The 17157-nt window shown below is 67.2% G+C and carries 14 protein-coding genes; 8 read left to right on the forward strand and 6 right to left on the reverse strand.

Features of this window, described 5'->3' with window-relative positions; translation table 11 throughout:
- Window positions 1-39 precede the first annotated feature (39 nt).
- The gene (gene dusA / locus DB30_RS16475; protein ID WP_146659214.1) at window positions 40-1101 is read left to right on the forward strand and encodes a tRNA dihydrouridine(20/20a) synthase DusA; all 1062 of its coding nucleotides are present in this window, start codon (window positions 40-42) and stop codon (window positions 1099-1101) included.
- Window positions 1102-1402: 301 nt separating this feature from the next.
- Here dusA and DB30_RS16480 read toward each other — a convergent pair whose 3' ends face one another.
- The gene (locus DB30_RS16480) at window positions 1403-1981 is read right to left on the reverse strand and encodes a hypothetical protein (RefSeq protein ID WP_146659216.1); all 579 of its coding nucleotides are present in this window, start codon (window positions 1979-1981) and stop codon (window positions 1403-1405) included.
- Window positions 1982-2328: 347 nt separating this feature from the next.
- Here DB30_RS16480 and DB30_RS16485 point away from each other — a divergent pair, with 347 nt between their 5' ends.
- The 5 genes from DB30_RS16485 to DB30_RS16505 all read left to right on the forward strand — a co-directional run bounded on the left by DB30_RS16485 (window position 2329) and on the right by DB30_RS16505 (window position 9423).
- Window positions 2329-3519 (forward strand): thiolase family protein, encoded by a 1191-nt coding sequence (locus tag DB30_RS16485; protein ID WP_052549958.1) that lies wholly within the window; start codon window positions 2329-2331, stop codon window positions 3517-3519.
- A 293-nt stretch (window positions 3520-3812) separates the two neighbouring features.
- Complete coding sequence (locus tag DB30_RS16490) at window positions 3813-5354, forward strand: DUF4215 domain-containing protein (RefSeq protein ID WP_165703801.1); 1542 nt, start codon at window positions 3813-3815, stop codon at window positions 5352-5354.
- 65 nt (window positions 5355-5419) lie between these two features.
- Window positions 5420-7324, forward strand: coding sequence for a RecQ family ATP-dependent DNA helicase (locus DB30_RS16495; protein ID WP_165703802.1), 1905 nt, complete (start codon window positions 5420-5422; stop codon window positions 7322-7324).
- Between the two features lie 47 nt (window positions 7325-7371).
- Complete coding sequence (locus DB30_RS16500; RefSeq protein WP_052549963.1) at window positions 7372-8358, forward strand: hypothetical protein; 987 nt, start codon at window positions 7372-7374, stop codon at window positions 8356-8358.
- Between the two features lie 144 nt (window positions 8359-8502).
- Window positions 8503-9423 (forward strand): M90 family metallopeptidase, encoded by a 921-nt coding sequence (locus tag DB30_RS16505; RefSeq protein WP_052549965.1) that lies wholly within the window; start codon window positions 8503-8505, stop codon window positions 9421-9423.
- A 4-nt stretch (window positions 9424-9427) separates the two neighbouring features.
- Here the strand turns inward: DB30_RS16505 and DB30_RS16510 are convergent, their stop codons facing one another.
- Together DB30_RS16510 and DB30_RS16515 are read right to left on the reverse strand one after the other, a co-directional pair.
- Window positions 9428-10063, reverse strand: a complete 636-nt coding sequence (locus DB30_RS16510) for a hypothetical protein (protein WP_052549967.1) — start codon at window positions 10061-10063, stop codon at window positions 9428-9430.
- Window positions 10064-10127: 64 nt separating this feature from the next.
- Window positions 10128-11306, reverse strand: a complete 1179-nt coding sequence (locus DB30_RS16515; protein WP_146659220.1) for a glycosyltransferase family protein — start codon at window positions 11304-11306, stop codon at window positions 10128-10130.
- Window positions 11307-11985: 679 nt separating this feature from the next.
- On the opposite strand from DB30_RS16515, the gene DB30_RS16520 reads away from it, so the two are divergent.
- Both DB30_RS16520 and DB30_RS16525 read left to right on the forward strand, forming a co-directional pair.
- Window positions 11986-12720: a hypothetical protein gene (locus DB30_RS16520; RefSeq protein WP_146659222.1), complete on the forward strand. Its 735-nt coding sequence runs from the start codon at window positions 11986-11988 to the stop codon at window positions 12718-12720.
- Between the two features lie 14 nt (window positions 12721-12734).
- A complete protein-coding gene (locus DB30_RS16525; protein ID WP_146659224.1) occupies window positions 12735-13364 on the forward strand; it encodes a hypothetical protein in 630 nt (209 codons plus the stop codon).
- Between the two features lie 164 nt (window positions 13365-13528).
- Here DB30_RS16525 and DB30_RS16530 read toward each other — a convergent pair whose 3' ends face one another.
- From DB30_RS16530 to DB30_RS16540, 3 genes are read right to left on the reverse strand one after another with little or no spacing between them, the layout of a single operon-like run.
- Window positions 13529-14983, reverse strand: a complete 1455-nt coding sequence (locus tag DB30_RS16530) for an SPFH domain-containing protein (RefSeq protein WP_146659226.1) — start codon at window positions 14981-14983, stop codon at window positions 13529-13531.
- Window positions 14984-14996: 13 nt separating this feature from the next.
- Window positions 14997-16076, reverse strand: a complete 1080-nt coding sequence (locus DB30_RS16535) for an SPFH domain-containing protein (RefSeq protein ID WP_052549975.1) — start codon at window positions 16074-16076, stop codon at window positions 14997-14999.
- 55 nt (window positions 16077-16131) lie between these two features.
- Entirely contained in the window at window positions 16132-17082 is a 951-nt protein-coding gene (locus DB30_RS16540) for a prepilin peptidase (RefSeq protein WP_052549977.1), read from the reverse strand.
- Window positions 17083-17157: the final 75 nt, after the last annotated feature.

Below are 17157 nucleotides of genomic sequence, written 5' to 3' on the forward strand. Positions count from 1 at the left end.
GCCCAGCGCGCGCTCGTGCCCTAGGCTGCCCGGTCACCGATGCCGACTCGCGAACAGCAGCACGCCAACCGCAGCTCACGGGAGCTGATCCGCGGCGTGATCCGGCCGCTGAGCGTGGCTCCAATGATGGATCGAACCGACCGGCACTTTCGCCGACTGCTGCGTCTGATCAGCCGCCACACGCTGCTCTACACCGAGATGATCACGTGTCCGGCGATCCTCAACGGCGATCGTGATCACCTGCTTGGCTACGACGCCAACGCCGATCCGCTCGCGCTGCAGCTTGGTGGCGACGACCCCGAAGCGCTAGCTCGCTGCGCCGTAATTGCTGTCGAGCGTGGCTACGACGAGATCAACCTCAACGTCGGCTGCCCGTCAGATCGGGTCCAGAGCGGCAACTTTGGGGCCTGTCTGATGCGCGAGCCCGAGCGCGTGGCCGCCTGCGTGCTGGCCATGCGCGCGAGCGTGACCGTGCCCGTCACGGTCAAGCATCGGATCGGCGTCGATGAGCTCGATCGCTACGAAGACATGGCGCGCTTCGTAGCGATCGTCGCGGCTGCCGGCTGTGATCGGTTCACGATCCACGCTCGCAAGGCGTGGCTCAACGGGGTCTCGCCCAAGCACAACCGCACCGTCCCACCGCTGCGCTACCCCGAGGTCCACCAGCTCGCGCGGGCGTTCCCGCAGCTGGTCATCGAGATCAACGGAGGGTTCCGCACCCTCGCGCAGGTCCACGAGCAGCTCGAGCAGGTCGACGCCGTGATGATCGGACGCGCGGCTTGGGATGATCCATGGATGTTCGCGGCGGCCGACCGCGCGCTGTTTGGTGGGGCTGACCCCGACCCCACGCGACCCGAGGTGGTCGCCGCCTACCTCGAGCACGTCCAGGATTGGTTGGCGGTCCCGCGCGGACCAAAGCGCGGACGTCCAAGCCCCACGATCTTGCTGCGACCGCTGATGAACTTGTTCGCAGGTCGACCGGGCGCGCGGCGCTGGAAGCAGGCGCTAAACGGCAAGTGCCAGGCCCCGGTCGGGCTGGAAGAGCTGCACGCGCTCGCGCTCGAGCTAGACCCAAATCAAGCGCTGAATTGGAAAAGGTGAGTGATTTGGGGCTAGTACGAGCCGACAGGCGAGCGTTTGGGGTGAGCGAAGGGGGCTCCGCCGCCGAAGCGAGGGGCTTTCGAAAGCCCCCTTGAAGACATAGTAGGCCCGAGTCGAGCGCGCAGCGCTTGATTCGGGGCTAGGAGCCCGTGGTGCAACGCCTCACGCCGCCTCGCTTGGTCTTTCCGCCGAGCTCTTCGTCGCCGAAACTTCCAGTACCGGCATACTGCGAGCGCCGACCGACAACGGCAGGAGCGGCCCCAGATGTGCCTGGCGTCGTGAATTCAAACTGATTGGCGCTCTAGAGCTTGCAGCCCTCGATGTCCTTTAGGTTCTGCCCGGCCATGATGCACTCGGCCTCTTTGTTGAACTGCTCGGCGCCCTTGGCCTCGATCTGCGAGGCGGCCTCGGACACGCACTTGTCGCGGAGCTGCTTGAACTCGTCCGGGGTCATGTTGTTGGCCATCTCGCCAAGCTCGGTCCAGACCAGACCGAGCATGTGATCACACAGGGCCTCGAGCTTGGCGGTTGGCGAGGCCGCGGCCAGCAGCGAGCGCGGCTTGGCCAGGGCCTCTTCGCACTGCAGCACGGCCGTCGCGTCGCCAGCGAGGTCAACGCAGGTCGTGAAGGTCTGGTAGCGCGTGGACAGCTGGGACAGCGTCTCGACACACTCGCGCTGGACCACGTCGAGGGCCTCGACGTCGCTGTTGGTCTTGGCCGCGACGTCGCGCACGTGCTTGCACACGACCTCGGGCTTGGCGTTGTCGTTGGCCTTGCCGTTGGCATTGGCCTGAGGCGGGCTCGCCACGCACGCAACGCCTGAGAGCGACAAGATCGAGAGTGAGCAGAGCGTGAGCGCGGCGCGGTGCAGAGCAGCCATTCGCCAAATGCTACCGGGAAATGACCAGCACAGACAGTTCGCTGCTTTCGTCGACTGGTTCACCGTGGGCAGCGAAGACCGCGGGTCCCCTAGGAGCCCGTGGTGCAATGCATCGCGTCGCCTCGCGCCGGGATTTTCGTCGAGATTGAGGAGCCGAAACGCACCTGTACCGGGCGTACTGGAAGTTTCGGCGACGAAGAGCTCGGCGGAAAGACCAAGCGAGGCGGCGTGAGGCGTTGCACCACGGGCTCCTAGCGAGCTGGAGGTTCCTCGGCGTCGGAGGATCCGCACCTCGGCATGCGCCGTCGCCCAGACAGGTCTGGCGCGGCGTCGGCGATAATCTGCGCATGCGTTTTGACAAGGCGTTCCTGCCCGCTGGCGGCTACTGGTCCACTCCCTTCTCAAAGTGGGGCGGCAGCTTCGCCTCCCTTCATCCCCTGAAGTTCGCCGCCGAGGTCGCGCGCACAGCCCTCGCGGATCGCCAGGTCGATCCCAAAGAGCTCGCCGAGCTGGTCGTTGGCTGGACGATCCCCTCGCCCAATTGCTTTTACGCGGCCCCGTGGGTCGCAGGGATGATCGGCGCCGAGGGCCTGACCGGCGCGATCGTGTCACAAGCCTGCGCGACCTCGGCGGCGGCGCTGGCCCACGCGGCGGGCAAGCTCGAGTGCAACGACAACGAAGCCACGCTGGTGCTGCTGGCCGACAAGACCTCCAACGGCCCGCACCTCGTCTACCCCAACCCGCTCGCCCCGGGCAGCAAGCCCGACGCCGAAGATTGGGTGTGGGACTCGTTCTCGCGCGACCCGTGGGCAAAGAACTCGATGCTCGAGACCGCCGAGAACGTCGCGCGCGAGGCCGGCATCACCCGCGCGCAGCAAGACGCGCTGACCTTGCACCGCCACCACCAATACCAGCGGGCCAAGGACGAGGGGTTCTACAAGCGATACATGATCACGCCCGTGGAGGTGAACCCCAGCGGCCGCCGGGTCGTGGCCACGGTCGAGTATGACGAGGGCGTGTTCCCGACCTCCGCCGAAGGGCTGGCCAAGCTGCGCCCGGCCATGGGCGAGGCCGGCACGGTCACGTTTGGCAGCCAGACCCACCCGGCCGACGGCAACGCGGGCCTGTTGGTGTGTAGCCGCGAGCGGGCGGCCGCGTGGAGCCGCGACGGCGATCCGATCCAGCTGCTCAGCTATGCGCAGGCCCGGGTCGAGAAGGGCTACATGGCCAAGGCCGTCGTGCCTGCCGCCAAGCGGGCGCTGGCCGAGGCCGGGCTCGGGATCGGCGACATGGCCGTGATCAAGACCCACAACCCGTTTGCGGTCAACGATCTGTACTTCGCCAAGCACATGGAGATCGACGCGGAGTCGTTCAACAACTTCGGCAGCTCGCTGATCTTCGGGCACCCGCAGGGGCCAACCGGGGCCCGGTTGATCGCCGAGGGTATCGAAGAGGCGCGGATGCTCGGTGGCGGACATGTGCTGTTCGCTGGCTGTGCAGCGGGCGATACGGCGGCCGCCGTCGTGCTGAAGGTCTGAGTCTTGCTTGGGCGCGAGCCCGAAGAGATCCAGAAGAGATCTAAAAACGGCCGCTCAGCTACGCTGAGTGGCCGTTTGGACAATTGGCACTCGATATACCAACACCTCGTCACGGGGCGCTTGCGGCGGCATCTGTCTGACGATCGCACCCTCGCAGCTCGCCTGACTCCACAACCGGCATGGAGTTCAGCTGCGTGGGCCCGCAGCGACCCCGCCAAACTTTCGCGCGACGAACGGAGCAGTATCGCAAGGCTACACCTATTCGATCTCGAACTTCGCCAAGGAATTTGCTCGTGGCCGTCAAGCTCATCGATCCGCTCATCTGGTCTGTCACCCTCGCCGCCCTCGTGTTGGCCCCAGGGCTGGCCTTCGCCGGACCTCCGCAGCTCGCGTTTGACAGCTGGAATGGGGACAATAACGTGTCGTTCCGCCCCTCCGGCAAGTCGCCGGGCGCACGGGTCGTGGTTACAAACGAGACCCAGACCCTCGCCAGCATCGCGGTACGGGTTGATCTCACCATTGGCGGTGATGTGAAGTTTGTCGTCTTCACGCACCCAGGGCACGACCTCATCTATGTCAGCCCTCACAAGAATTTCGTGGACGACGGAATGAGCTGGAAGCAGTCGGATGTGTTCAACCTCGAGCTTCAGCCCGGTGAGTACGACATTGGGGCCATCTCGGTGCCAAGCGGCGACTGGCAATTCGACTATGCGCCCGCGTCAACCGGCAATTTTTCATCTGTCGTCAACAACCCGAATTTCACAAACTATCCATTTCCAGAAGTGGAGAACCACAAGAGCTCCGACGCCGCGATCCGGCTCTACGTGGTCAACCCGGTCTGCGGCGACGGGGTGGTTGAGGGCAGCGAGACCTGCGACGACGTCAACGTCAACAATAATGACGGCTGCCTCGACACCTGCGTGCAGGCCAGCTGCGGAGATGGGCACATCTGGCTCGGCAACGAGGACTGCGACGACGCCAACGACAACAACCACGACGCCTGCCTCAACACCTGCATGATCGCAACGTGCGGCGACGGCTACACCTGGGCTGGCGTCGAGCAGTGCGACGACGCCAACGACAACAACAACGACTCGTGCACCAACGCGTGCGCACAGGCTGCTTGCGGCGACGGCTACGTGGGTCCCGGCGAGAGCTGTGACGACGCCAACACCGACGACGACGACGGCTGCTCGAACGCGTGCGTCGCGGCCAGCTGCGGCGACGGCATTGTCCAGGGCGATGAAGGCTGCGACGACGCCAACATGATCCCCGACGACGAGTGCACCAACGCCTGCACGACCCCAACCTGTGGGGACGGCATCGTTCAGGCCGCCGAAGGCTGCGATGATGGCAATGGGATCAACGATGACGCATGCACCAACATGTGCGTCCCGGCGGCCTGCGGCGACGGCATCCTTCAATTCGACGAAGCTTGCGACGACGGCAACCGCGAGCCTGGCGACGACTGCACCAACGACTGCGCGTGGCCAGCGTGTGGCGACGGCATCATCCAAGCCGGTGAGGACTGCGACGACGCCAACAACGACGACAGCGACGCGTGCACCAACGCCTGCGCAGCGGCCAGCTGTGGCGATGGGATCGTTCAGCTCGACGAGGCCTGCGACGACGGCAACAACCAAGACGGCGACGGCTGCAGGTCCGACTGCACGCTCGAGGGTGACAACGGCCTCGGCGAAGAGACCGGTGACGGCCCGAGTCAACTCGGGGACGATGGCTGCGCCTGCAACACCGACGACAACCGCCGACGCAGCGCGCCGTTGCTGGTGTTCGGCCTTGGCTTGCTCGCGGTGCTCCGCCGTCGCTGCCGCTGAGCCGGGTCGTTTGACGCGGGTTCGGGCCGGGGTTCGGGCCGGGCGTTGGCGTGCTAGCGTTCGCCGTGACCAAGCCGCGGCAGCGCTCGAGCGGGCAGCAGCTCTCGATCTTCGCGGTGAGCGACGAGCGACCGGAACAGGCCAGCGCCGGGCCTGCGGATCCCGACCCACAGCTCGACGAGCCAACCCGAGTGCTGCGCGAGCTATTTGGCCACCCAGACTTTCGCCCGGGCCAGCGGCGCGCGATCGATGCCGTGCTCGCCGGACGCGACGCGGTGGTGCTGCTGCCCACGGGCAGCGGCAAATCCTTGTGCTTTCAGGTCCCGGCGATCGCCATGGCCCGCGCCGGGCGTGGCTGCACCGTGGTCATCTCTCCGCTGCTGGCGTTGATGCACGACCAGGTCCGGGCGCTGGGTGAGCTTGGGGTCACCGCCGCGGCGCTCAACAGCAACCTGAGCGCCGCCGAGCAGCGCCAGGTCGTGCGCGCGTTCGAGGCCGGCGAGCTCGAGCTGCTGTATGTCTCGCCCGAGCGCGCGGCCCAGCACCGGTTTCGCCTGAGCCTCGCGCGGGCCAAGGTCGCGCTGCTCGCAATCGACGAGGCGCACTGCGTCAGCCAGTGGGGCCACGACTTTCGCCCGGAGTACCTGCGCCTGCACGAGCTGCGACGACGCGTGACCTGCCCGGTGATCGCGTTGACGGCGACCGCGACCCGCCGGGTGCTCGATGAGCTCATCTTGGGTCTGCAGCTGGTCGATCCCGAGCGGGTCGAGGGTGGCCTGGCCCGACCCAACCTGGCGTTCGAGGTCCACGCGATCAAGACCGACGCCGCCCGCGTCGCCGCGCTCACGCAGGCGATCGCCGCCGTCGAGCGCGGCCGGGTGCTGGTGTACTGCTCGACCCGCAAGCAGACCCAGCGCGTGTGCAAGGCGCTGGTCCAGGCCAAGGTGGGCGCGGGCTACTACCACGCCGGCCGGACCAAGCTGGCCCGCGAGCGGGCCGAGGCCGCGTTCACGAGCGGCAAGAAGCGAGTCTTGGTGGCAACCAACGCGTTCGGGATGGGCGTCGATTTCCCCGATGTGCGGCTGTTGGTCCACTTCGCAACCCCGGGCAGCGTCGAGGCCTACTATCAAGAGGCCGGCCGGGCCGGGCGCGACGGGCTGGCCTCGCGCTGTGTGTTGTTCTTTGGCGCGTCGGATCTCATGACCCAGCGGCGCCTGGGGATCCCCAAGCGGTGCTCGGCGGCCCAGCGCGCGCGCGTGGAGTCGGCCCTCGAGGCGATGGTCGCCTACGTGCACACCGACGGCTGTCGGCAACAAGCGATGGGTGCGTACTTTGGCGTGACCCAGGCGGTCCAAGCGTGCGAGCGGTGTGACTGCTGCCGCGGACAGGCCACGCCGATCTTGTCCACGCCCAAGCCTGCGGCGAAGGTCGTGCCCGTGCCCGCGGGTCTCGAGGACGCGATCATGGCGTCGCTGACTGGGCTGCCCAAGCCCACGGGTCGGCTCAACCTCGCCCGGGCGCTGCGGGGATCTACGGCCAAGTCCGTCAAGGCGCTCGGCCTGCATCGGCTCGCGTGCTACGGCGCGCTCGCGGACCACAAAGAGGCCGAGGTGCTCGCGGGCTTGGACGCCCTGCTCGCTGCCGGACGGCTCGTGATCAAGGGTCGCAAGTACGAAAAATTATGGCTCGCCGGCGCCACCCCAGCGCGCTCGGCAAAGACCACCAAACAGGCAGGGAGCTCCCGCGGACGCAGCGAGCTGGCCCGGGAGCTCGAGAACTACCGGCGCCGAATGGCCCGCCGGCTCTCGTGCAAGCCCTACATGGTGTTCCATCGCAAGGTGATCGCCGCCGTGGATCGGCAGCGCCCGCAGACCCTCGAGGATCTCGCGCGGATCCCCGGCCTGGGCGCGGTGAAGATCGATCGCTTCGGCGAGGACATCCTCGACTTGATGCGTCGCGTGGAGGCCTGAGCGGTTGTGCGCCACCGCTCGGCAGATCCGTGCGGTACGATTGCCGCATGTCGCTCGAGTGCAAATGGATGACGCTGAGCCTCGCGGGGCTGATGCTGGGGTGCGCGAGCGGGTGCAGCGACGAGCTCGTGAACGCGGGCACTGCCAGCCACGCAGAGACGAGCGGTGACGGCGATGGTGATGGTGACGGCGATGGTGATGGTGACGGCGACGGCGATGGTGACGGCGACGGTGATGGCGACGGCGACGGTGATGGCGACGGCGATGGCGATCCAACCCTCGATGGAAAGCCTGATCTGCGGATCCGCTTCGCGACCAAGGACAACGGAACGATCCTGCAACAGTTCGCGTTGGGCACCCAGGTCCGCGTGTTTGGCCACACCTGGGGCTGCTTCGAGAACCCGATCGGATGCAGGAATCGTTGGTCGGTCATCCGCCGAGCGGACGACGACACCATGCTCGCGGCCCACTTCGAGAAGGACTTCGAGGTCACCAGCGAAGCGCTCGCGGTCATGGACGAGACGCTCGAGACCTGGCTGGCGCCGCTGACCCTCGACACCACGGATCAGGAGTACTGCGAGCCATACGACACCTTCTGCGACGATCGGCCTGACGCGTGGGCCCAGCACGCGACCCTCGATCTGATCCACCCCGTGCAGGGCATCGCCCGCTTCATCCATGGCTCGATCGGCTGGGCGGGTGGTGGCTACGCCGTGAGCGTGGATGGCTGGCAAAATGGTGAGGCGTCGTGTGTCTATTCGCTCTCGGGGCATGCGTTCTTGTTCAAGATGGACTGTGACGGAGACTGCCCCGCGCCGACCTTCATCGACTCATGCGTCGACCCCGTGACCACTGGATTCACCTCGTACAGCGTCGAGTTCATCGACGAGGACGAGGAGGGCTTGTTCTTGTATGCCGACGGGCTCTACGACGCGAACTGCACGGTGCTGGCCCACATGCAGAGCATGGGTGGCTCGACGCTGTACGACACCTTCGACCTCGACTGTGAGCTGACCCTCGCGCCCGAGTTTTGAGTCACTGGCCAGCGTGTCGCCAAGTGCCCGCACCTTCGCGGTCGAGCCTACGATCGGCACCAGCGCTCGCGACCGCGGCGGTGGGGTCGCCCGCGCTGCCCGCCCGCCGCTGTCGCGCCTCGCAGCCAGCGCTATGCTGGTGCCGTGCAAGTCTGGCCGTCCGCGAAGATCCGCGTGCACCTCGGCGTCGCGCTGAGCTTCGCGGCGCTCGGGTTGTTCGGCGCGGTCTTCTCGGCGTGGCCGTGGCCCGGTGCGCTGGTCGGCCTGGTGCTGGGCGCAGCTTGGTACCTGTGGATGGCGGGCACCTACCACAAGCGGCGCGCCCTCGTTGCCAACCCCTTCCCCACCCACTGGCGGCAGATCCTCGAGCGTCGCGTCGACTTCTATCGCCAGCTCCCGATCGACGGCGAGGCCCGCCAACGCTTTGAAGACGACGTCCGGATCTTCTTGGCCGAGCAGCACATCTACGGCGCCGGTCAGGGCCCGCAGCAGCTCGAGGTCGAGGACGAGACCCGCCTGCTGATCGCGTCGTCGGCCGCGATCTTGGGCCACGGCATGCCCAACTTCGAGTGGCCACGCATGCGCGACATCGTCGTGCACCCGCGCGCCTTCGACGAGGACTACGCCAGTGAAGACCACGCCGACATCGCCGGCATGGTCCACTACCAAGGACCGATCCTGTACTCGAAGCGCGACCTCGCCCTTGGGTTTCGCCGCCGCGACGGCCACAACGTCGGGCTTCACGAGCTCGCGCACGTGCTCGACATGGCCGACGGCCACGTCGACGGTGTCCCCGTTGGCGCGAGCTGGGCCAGCAGCGCCCCGTGGCTCGAGGTCGTCACCGATCGGCTCCGCAAGCTACGCTCGCACCGCTACAAGAAGACCCTGCGCGACTACGCGGGAACCAACGAGGCCGAGTTCTTCGCCGTCGCGGTCGAGACCTTCTTCGAGCGCCCCCACAAGCTGCGCGACGACGATCCCGAGCTCTATGCGATGCTGCGCGACTACTTTGGCCAGGACCCCGCGGCCACGCCCGCGCGCCGTGGACCCCGACAATTTCGCTAGAGCTCTACAGCTCTGGGCAAGGGATCGGCATCCGCATGTCCAGCTCGGGGAACTCGCCCGGCTGCGTGGTCGAGAAGCTCGCCGCGACCCACCACGCGCCGATGTCCGCGAGCGGGTTGCCAGCCTCGTCGGTCACCCGTGGAAACCCAGCTTGCGCGTAGTGCAGGTGAATGCCCGCCGGGATCCCCATCTCGCTGGCCAGCGCCAGGTTGTCACAGACGTAGTAGATGATCGGGTACGAGATCGACAGTCGCAGCTGCGAGGGATCGTCGCCGTGCTCGACCCGCGACACCACTGTGAACCCATGCCGCTGCCAGGGCCCCGACGCATCGCCCCCCGACCCCGGGAAGCCGCCACCAAAGTGGTGCGAGAGGTCGTAGTAGACCGTCAGGTCGAGCGCCTCGAGCGCGAAGGCGCTACCCAGCCGAAAGTGCGTGACCGGGTCGACGTCCACGACGCTCGCGATCGGCTCCGAGAAGGTCAGCACGAGCGTGCTCGGATCCTCGAACGCGGCCTCCACGAGCACCGGCGCCGTCTCGTCCCCGCCGCCGCAGCCAACCGCTGGCGCGATCACGCAGGTCCCAACCACGACCCGCTGCAGCCCCCCGGACATCCGCCACAGCATACGCTCTTCGGCCATGGCTCGCCGCGAGCCCTGCGAGGGACCGGGCAGCGCGAAGCCGCCTGTGAGGGGCTGAGTCGGCCTACACGCTCACGGTGCGGCCGCGGACGCGCTCGAGCACGTCCTCGATGCACTGCACCGCTTCGTCGTTTCCGCAGCTGAGCAGGTCATGCCGGCGCCCCGAGTGCTGCGAAGCCCGCTGCAAGAACCCGCGCAGATCTTCGGGCCCCGGGACGCGATGCATGATCGCTTCGCCCAGGTTCTCGCGCTTGAGATACAGCGCGTTGAGGGTCTGCTCGAAGATCCCGCCGTTGGGCATGACCAGCAGCGGCTTGCCCAGATACAGGGCTTCCGAGATCAGCGTGAACCCGGCGGTCGAGATCACCGCCTTGGCGCTGGCGAGGTCGACCAGGAAGCCGTCGATCTCTGGATCCTTGAACTCGATGTTGGGCATCGTGCGCGCAGCATCGGGGGGCGGCTGAAAATTGTAGGCGATGAAGCGGTGCTCGGAGAGCGCCTGCATGGCCTCGATCAGCCCGGTCACCCCGGTGGGATCGTTGTGATAGACGAGCACGTGATCGCCGGTCGACGGCTCGATCTCCCGAACTGCGGCGCGCAGGATCGGCGGGACCATGGTCGCGCCCTGCTCGTAGCGAAGCGGCGGATAAAAGAACGAGCTGAGCAGCACGTGCTCGGGCTGCTGGGGCATCACCGTGTTGATGACCAGGCGGGCAACCCACGCGTCCCAGGCGTAACGACGCGGGACCTCGTAGCGGGTGTGGGTGAGCATCTGCTGATGGTTGAAGCACATCAACGGCAGCCCCATGCGCTGGGCCGCGCGCACCGAGTAGCTCTCGAAGTCGGTGATCAGCAGGTTGGGGCGGAACGCTTCGAAGCGCTCGACGAGCCCGTCGACGACCCCGCGGGTCTCGATCGCCTTCTTGCCGACCTGCATCAGGCTGGTCCACAGCCGGATGTGGTTGTTGTGCATCAGGTGGCGAAGAACCGGCACCTCGATCACGTTGCGACCCTGGTCGGCGAGCAGCCCACCAGCGCCCCCGCCCGCACAAAACAAGAGCTCGTGGCCGCGAGCTTCGAGGGCTTCAGCCATGGCTGTGACCCGCGAGCTGTGGCCGCGGCCCTGCGAGGTCAAGGCGTAGACGATCCGTGCCACAGGGGGTTGGCGGTCGCGGAGCGTATCACGCGACTCCGCGCTGTCTTCGCTCGGCTCGAACTGGGGAAGTAGGGCAGCAGAGGTCACGGCGTTGACATTTCACGCGAGCGCGCGCTCAGCAGCAGGGTGGGTCGCACGCGGCTGGGGTCAGCCAGGCCGGCGGGGCGGGGAGCGTCAGACATGACCTGCGTGGTGATGGGCTTGGGCCGCATGCTCGACTCGCTCGAAGCGATCGCGGCCGGATCGCCGGCGCGCAAGTCCGACACAGTACCGAAGTTGGGGCCCATTGGAAGCGCAGGGCTCCGCAGCGGGACTCCCGCGTAGCGAGGCGCCAGTGCAAAGCGGCTGTTGACGGCACGGATCAGCTGTGGGGGGGCGCCTGCCCCGACTGAGCCAGGAGCGACGCTGGACCCCTGGATCGTGGTTTCTCGGGATTCGCACCCAGCTTGTGCCCAGCTGCGCGCCAGCTCTCGCCGCTGCGCGCCAGGACACTCCGAGATCTCTCCTGCGCCGGCCCGGGCCACGCACATGGTCCAAACCCGGCCGGCCAACCCAGGTAGACCCCCCGGGAGGGCCGGATCCGAACAGATAGAGGAGGTCGAGGCGTGCGGAGGCATCAGCGAGACTCGCCGCATGGTCCACGCTCGCCGCGATCGGAGCAAGCGGGCTGCCAAACCCGAGGGCCAGCACCCAAGAATCTCGCGCAAACCCACAGAAGCGAGAGGTCACGGCGTGGAAAACCGCCAACGTCACGTAGACTCCGGCCGTGAAGCGCGGCCGAGCTTGTGCCTGGGCAGTGGTGGTCTCGAGCCTGACGTCGGCGCTTGGGTGCCATCGTGTCGTCAGCGGCGTCGACCCCGGCTCGCTCGGCTACGGCTCCGAGCAGACCCCGCCGGCCACGGGCTACGACAGCGATCCGGTCCCACGCACAGCGCCGATGCCGTGGACTCCACCGGATCGCGCGGGCTCGGGTCAGCGCGGCCCCGACATCGGCATGATCGGCGCGGAGCTCGGCGCGCCCTCCTCGTCCGAACCAGTCGCGTACACCGAAGACATCATCCGCGTGTGCAAGCACCTCGGCGGTGAGGGGGCCAGCGCCGAAGCCGACGCAGCGTGCCGACGCCAGCACCGGGTCGCCCAAGTGTTTCGCCCGATCAGCGACTGGAAGACCCTCGCTGCGTGTCTGGTCGCGACAACGGACGTCGCTGGCGTCGAAGCTTGCAAGCTCGCGACCCCGCCCAGCGTGGCCCCGATCCCCGCTCATGCGCGCGAGTCCGCCGTGTGCATGCACGTGTTCGCGCTGGGCATCGTCGAGGAGCTTGGACCCGAGCCGATGCTCGACCCCGCCAGGCTCGAGGAGTTCGCCCCGCTGCTGGCCGCCTGCGTCGACACGCTGGTGAACGAGGAGCGAGACCAGCTCGGGCAGCGCGACTACGCAGCGATGCTGCAGTGCGTCGAGGCAGCCTCGACCACCGCGGCGGCCGAGCTGTGCGCCGCGTGAGCTACACTGCCCGAATGTGTCGACGCTGGGTCTTGATGCTGTCCGCCGTGTTCGTGCTCGCGTGCAAGCGCGAGCCCTCGCACCAGCCCAACGCGGACGCCCGCCCAAGCACCAGCCACTACGGCGAAGCTGCGTTCGCTACCAGCGTCCAGCCGATGCAGGTCTGCGAGCACCTCGCGCGCATGTTCGAGGCCGAGAACGGCCACCCCGAGGCCAAGGTCGACCCGCGCCTGCTCGCCGACTGCGACCACGAGCTTCGCATCGAAGCCGCGACCCGCGGCAGCGCCAACTGGAACGAGATCGCCACCTGCGTGCTGCAAGCCCAGACCGACGACGAGCTCGAAGCCTGCGACCAGCGCTACCCCATGCCCGGCAACGCGACCGCGCTGCCGGCCAGCACCGAGCGAGAGCAAGCCGCCTGCGACCACATGTTCGACATCGTCATGCAGGAGACCGCCGAAGAGCTCGGCACGGCACCACCCACGATCTCCGCGCAAGAGCGGCAGGACCTCACCGACGAGTGCGTCGAGCTGTTCATGGTCGAGCACCGACCCAACCTCGACGACGATAGCTACGCCAGGCTGCTGGGCTGCCTCACCCACGCCGAGACAGGCATCCAAATGCAGCAGTGCGAGGGTAACTAAGGGCTTGGATCCTCTTAGACCCCCACAGAGACCTTAGACCTCGCCGACTGCAGCCGCTAGCGCGTCTGGTCGCTTCGCTCCTCGGGGCCGTTTGTGCGCGGTCGTATGTGTGGCCCCCTGTAAGGGGGCTCGCGTGGCTTCGGCGGACGCTACAGGTGCGTCGCTCAGTCGCCCATGAAGGCGCGGGCGAAGTCGCGGAGCCGAAGCACCGACGGGATCCCGTCGCGGCTTTGAAACGTCAGCTCCTCGGCGAAGTGGATGTTCGCCGCCGCCTGCCAGGCGACGAACGCTCGGCCTGCCGGTGAGTCCAGCAGCTGGTTGACCCGCGCTTCGTAGTTGCCGTTGACCTCGGCGACCAGCGCCTGACCTTCGGCGTTCAAGCGCGCGGCCACGCCGTCGGCCTCGGCGCGGAGCCGTTGGTCGTAGGCCAAGGTCTCGGCCTGGATGTTCTTGATGCCCAGCAAGTAATTGTCGCCGTACTCGTCTGGCTCGCCGCCCAGCGCCTTGGCGGCCGCTGTCAGCAACGCAGTTTTTTGCGCGACGGTCAGCTCCTCGAGCTTGCGCCGCGCCGCGCCCGGCTCGAGATCGATGCTCTGGGCGGCGAGCTCCTCGAGCTCGGCCAGCTCCTCCGCGGTCAGGGCCGCGAGCGCCTCGTTCTCGGCGGCGTCCGCGTCCGGCGTGTCCGCGTCGGCGTCGGGCGCGTCTGCGTCTGCGTCTGCATCGGCTGCGTCTGCGTCGGCGTCTGCATCGGCCGCGTCTGCGTCTGCGTCGGCCGCGTCCGCATCTGCATCCGCGTCCGCGTCCGCGTCCGGCGGTTCCACCACCGCGCTCACCCGCACCTCGGGCTTCACCGCCAAGAACCCAACCTGGTACGCCCGATCAACCCGCGCGAGCCGGGCGACCCACTCCTGGGCCCGCGCCGAGGCCAACGCGAAGGTCCGTTGCTGATAGTTGTCGAGGGTCTGCTGAATGTCGGCGACCTCTTTGCGGGCCCCGTCGAGCAGCTTGTTCTGCGCGTTCAGCTGGATCTGCAGCAGCTGCTGCTCGTACTCGGGCCGGAAGAACACGGCACGCATCAAGATCGCGTTGGCCTCGACGTGCAGCGGCGCGAGCTCTTCGTTGAGCACCTCGAGCGCCCGCGCCGTGACTGCGTTGCGCCGATCCGTGTCGTAAAAATCGCTGCTCTGAAGATCCGCGAGGTGCTGGCGCAGCACGCCAACCGTGGTCTCGCGGGTCAGGCGTTGGAAGCGAAAGCTACCCTGGCCATCCTCGACATGGTTGCCGGCGGTGACGATCTCCCAGCCGGACCCGGGGGCGATCCGGTACGGCACCGAGATGTCGAGGGTGACGATGTTGTTGTCCTTGGTCCGGATCTCGAGCGAGTCACCCTCGAGAAAATCCAAGAACTGATAGGTGCTGGGCAGCTCGATGACCTTGTGCAACCCCGCCATCTCGAGCCGCCAGCCGGGCGCGAGATCCTTCTCGACCACGCCGCCAACGTTGCTGCGCCGGACCCCGACCTTCCCGAGCTCGACGTTGTGAACCAGCATCCCGCGCAGCAGCACCGCGGCGAGGAACGCGAGGACGAACCATTTACAGACTTTGCTCAGCTTTTCCATGGTCGTCGTTCCTTTATTGCTCGAGCACCACGCGTGAGGGGTTGGCGTCGTTGGCCCAGGGTTCGATGTGGATCGTCACGCCCTCGAGGCTGGCGCCGAGCCGCTGCATCACGCGCTCGACTGGCTGGGTCCGAAACGCTTCGACCTCGGCCTTCTTGCCCCGATAGTCGGCCTCGAGCTGGCCTTCGAGCTCCTCGGCTTTGCGGCGGGCCGCGACCAGCTTGGCCTGGCCTTCACCGATCTTGGCGATCTTGTAGGTGTCGGCCGCCTGGATCGCCTTCTCCCGATCGGCGACGGCCGTCGCCAGGTCGGACTCGAGCACGGCGCGGCGCTCCTGGATCTTCTTGTTCTCGTCGCGGTCGACCTCGGACAGGGTCCGCTGACGATCGGTCTCGGATCGCTCGAGGTTGGACTTGATGACCTCGAGCTCGTTGCGCAGCCGGTTGCGCTCTTCGATCAGGTGCTCGTAGTTGGCGTTGAACTTGGGTCGCGGCGTCACCATCTGGGTGACGATGATCCCGTGCGGCCGCAGGAACTCGTTGAGCCGCTCTTGGGCCCGGGCCGCGGCGCGGCCGTAGTTCGACGGATCCGACACGGTGATCGTGGACTCGCGGCCAAACTCGTCGCGCAGGATCGCGCGGGCGTAGGGCTTGATCCAGGCTCGGTACATGTACTCCAGGCCCGCGTCGCGGGTCACGGTCACGGCCTCGTCGCCGGTGATCTGGAAGATCAGCGTGGTGTCCTCGAAGTGGAAGTTGGCGCCATCGCTGGCCCGGACCGTCAGCTTCTCGACATGCAGATCGTCGACGCCCTGCTCGCCCTTCATCTGAAAGGTCTGGGGGCTGAGATCGAGCACGTGCAGCGAGTGGACGCCCAGCGGCATGCGGAACACCCAGCCTGGCTGGGTGATCGCGGAAGCCGATCCGGTGACGTTGTTGACGCGGACCGCGACCTCACCGGGCTCGATCGTCGTGAACGACATGAACATCATGACGAGCACGATCAGCCCGGAGGCCGCGACCCAGATCCACTGGGTGAAGTCGCCGGCTTGCTCGCGCAGCTGTTTTATTTTGTCGAACTCGATCTTGGCCATCGCCGGGAGGGTACCGCGCCCCCCGCGAAGCAGCAGTCGCTTCGCGCTGGCACAGTCAGGCGCCCATCATCCACGCGAACAACGCCTCGATCGGTCGGCGCAGCAGCACCCACTCGAGCCCGGCCAGCGCCAAGAACGGTCCGAACGGCACGCGCTGCCCCATGACCCCGGCGTCGGGGTCGGGCGTGCCGAGCTCGGGGTCGTCGCCGTGGACCTCTTCAAGCTCGGTGTTCGCGGGGTTGCGACCGGCGAGCAGCATGGGGATCGAGACCAACAGCCCCTGGACGGCGCCCGCGCCGAGCGTCCACGCGACCGCCTGCGGCCCGCAGAAGATGCCGATCATCAAGATCAGCTTCGCGTCGCCCAGACCGATCCCCTCTATCTCGCGGAATTTTAGGTAGTACCAGCGGATCCCGGCGATCAGCACCAGCCCACCGACGCCCGAAGCGATCGCGGGGATCGGCTCGACGCCGACCAACTCCGGCTGCCACAGCACCAGCGGGATCCCAAGCGCCGACATCCCCAGCACGACCTCGTTGGGGATGATCCACTGATCGAGGTCGGTGAAGGTCACGATGACCAGGGACAGACAGAAGAAGAACCAGATCTGCCAGGCGATGAGCCCCTCGATGCCACCGCCCTCGAGCAAGGGCGTGACCACGTAGAGCATGTACAGCGCGAAGCTGAGCAAGCCGGCGAGCAGCTCGACGAGCAGGTACCGGGCCGAGAACGGCTCGTCACACTTGCGGCAGCGCCCGCGCAGCAGCAGAAAGGACAGGATCGGGATGTTGTCGTACCAGGCGATCGGGGTCTCGCAGCCGGGGCAGCGCGAGCGCGGCCGGGCCACCGACAGGCCCAGCGGCAGCCGGTAGATCACCACATTGGCAAACGACCCCCACAGCGCCCCCCACACGAACGCCGCCAGGCGCAGCCACGGGCTCATCAGGATCTCGATCAGGGTCGGATCGACGGCGACCGGCAAGCTGGCGGGGACGGCTCCGAGCACGGTCAGCGACCTTAGCAGAAAATGCTTCTCTCACAGGGTCTGGACCGGCGCAGTCGCTTGCGGTGGCGAAGCGCT

This window comes from Enhygromyxa salina (assembly GCF_000737335.2).
Classification (GTDB): domain Bacteria; phylum Myxococcota_A; class Polyangia; order Nannocystales; family Nannocystaceae; genus Plesiocystis; species Plesiocystis salina_C.

Excerpts from the sequence above, each read along its gene's own strand:
- DB30_RS16525 (WP_146659224.1), top strand. The coding sequence starts at position 12,735 with ATGTGTCGACGCTGGGTCTTGATGCTGTCCGCCGTGTTCGTGCTCGCG.
- DB30_RS16530 (WP_146659226.1), bottom strand. The coding sequence starts at position 14,983 with ATGGAAAAGCTGAGCAAAGTCTGTAAATGGTTCGTCCTCGCGTTCCTC.
- dusA (WP_146659214.1), top strand. The coding sequence starts at position 40 with ATGCCGACTCGCGAACAGCAGCACGCCAACCGCAGCTCACGGGAGCTG.
- DB30_RS16535 (WP_052549975.1), bottom strand. The coding sequence starts at position 16,076 with ATGGCCAAGATCGAGTTCGACAAAATAAAACAGCTGCGCGAGCAAGCC.
- DB30_RS16480 (WP_146659216.1), bottom strand. The coding sequence starts at position 1,981 with ATGGCTGCTCTGCACCGCGCCGCGCTCACGCTCTGCTCACTCTCGATC.
- DB30_RS16510 (WP_052549967.1), bottom strand. The coding sequence starts at position 10,063 with ATGGCCGAAGAGCGTATGCTGTGGCGGATGTCCGGGGGGCTGCAGCGG.
- DB30_RS16485 (WP_052549958.1), top strand. The coding sequence starts at position 2,329 with ATGCGTTTTGACAAGGCGTTCCTGCCCGCTGGCGGCTACTGGTCCACT.
- DB30_RS16500 (WP_052549963.1), top strand. The coding sequence starts at position 7,372 with ATGTCGCTCGAGTGCAAATGGATGACGCTGAGCCTCGCGGGGCTGATG.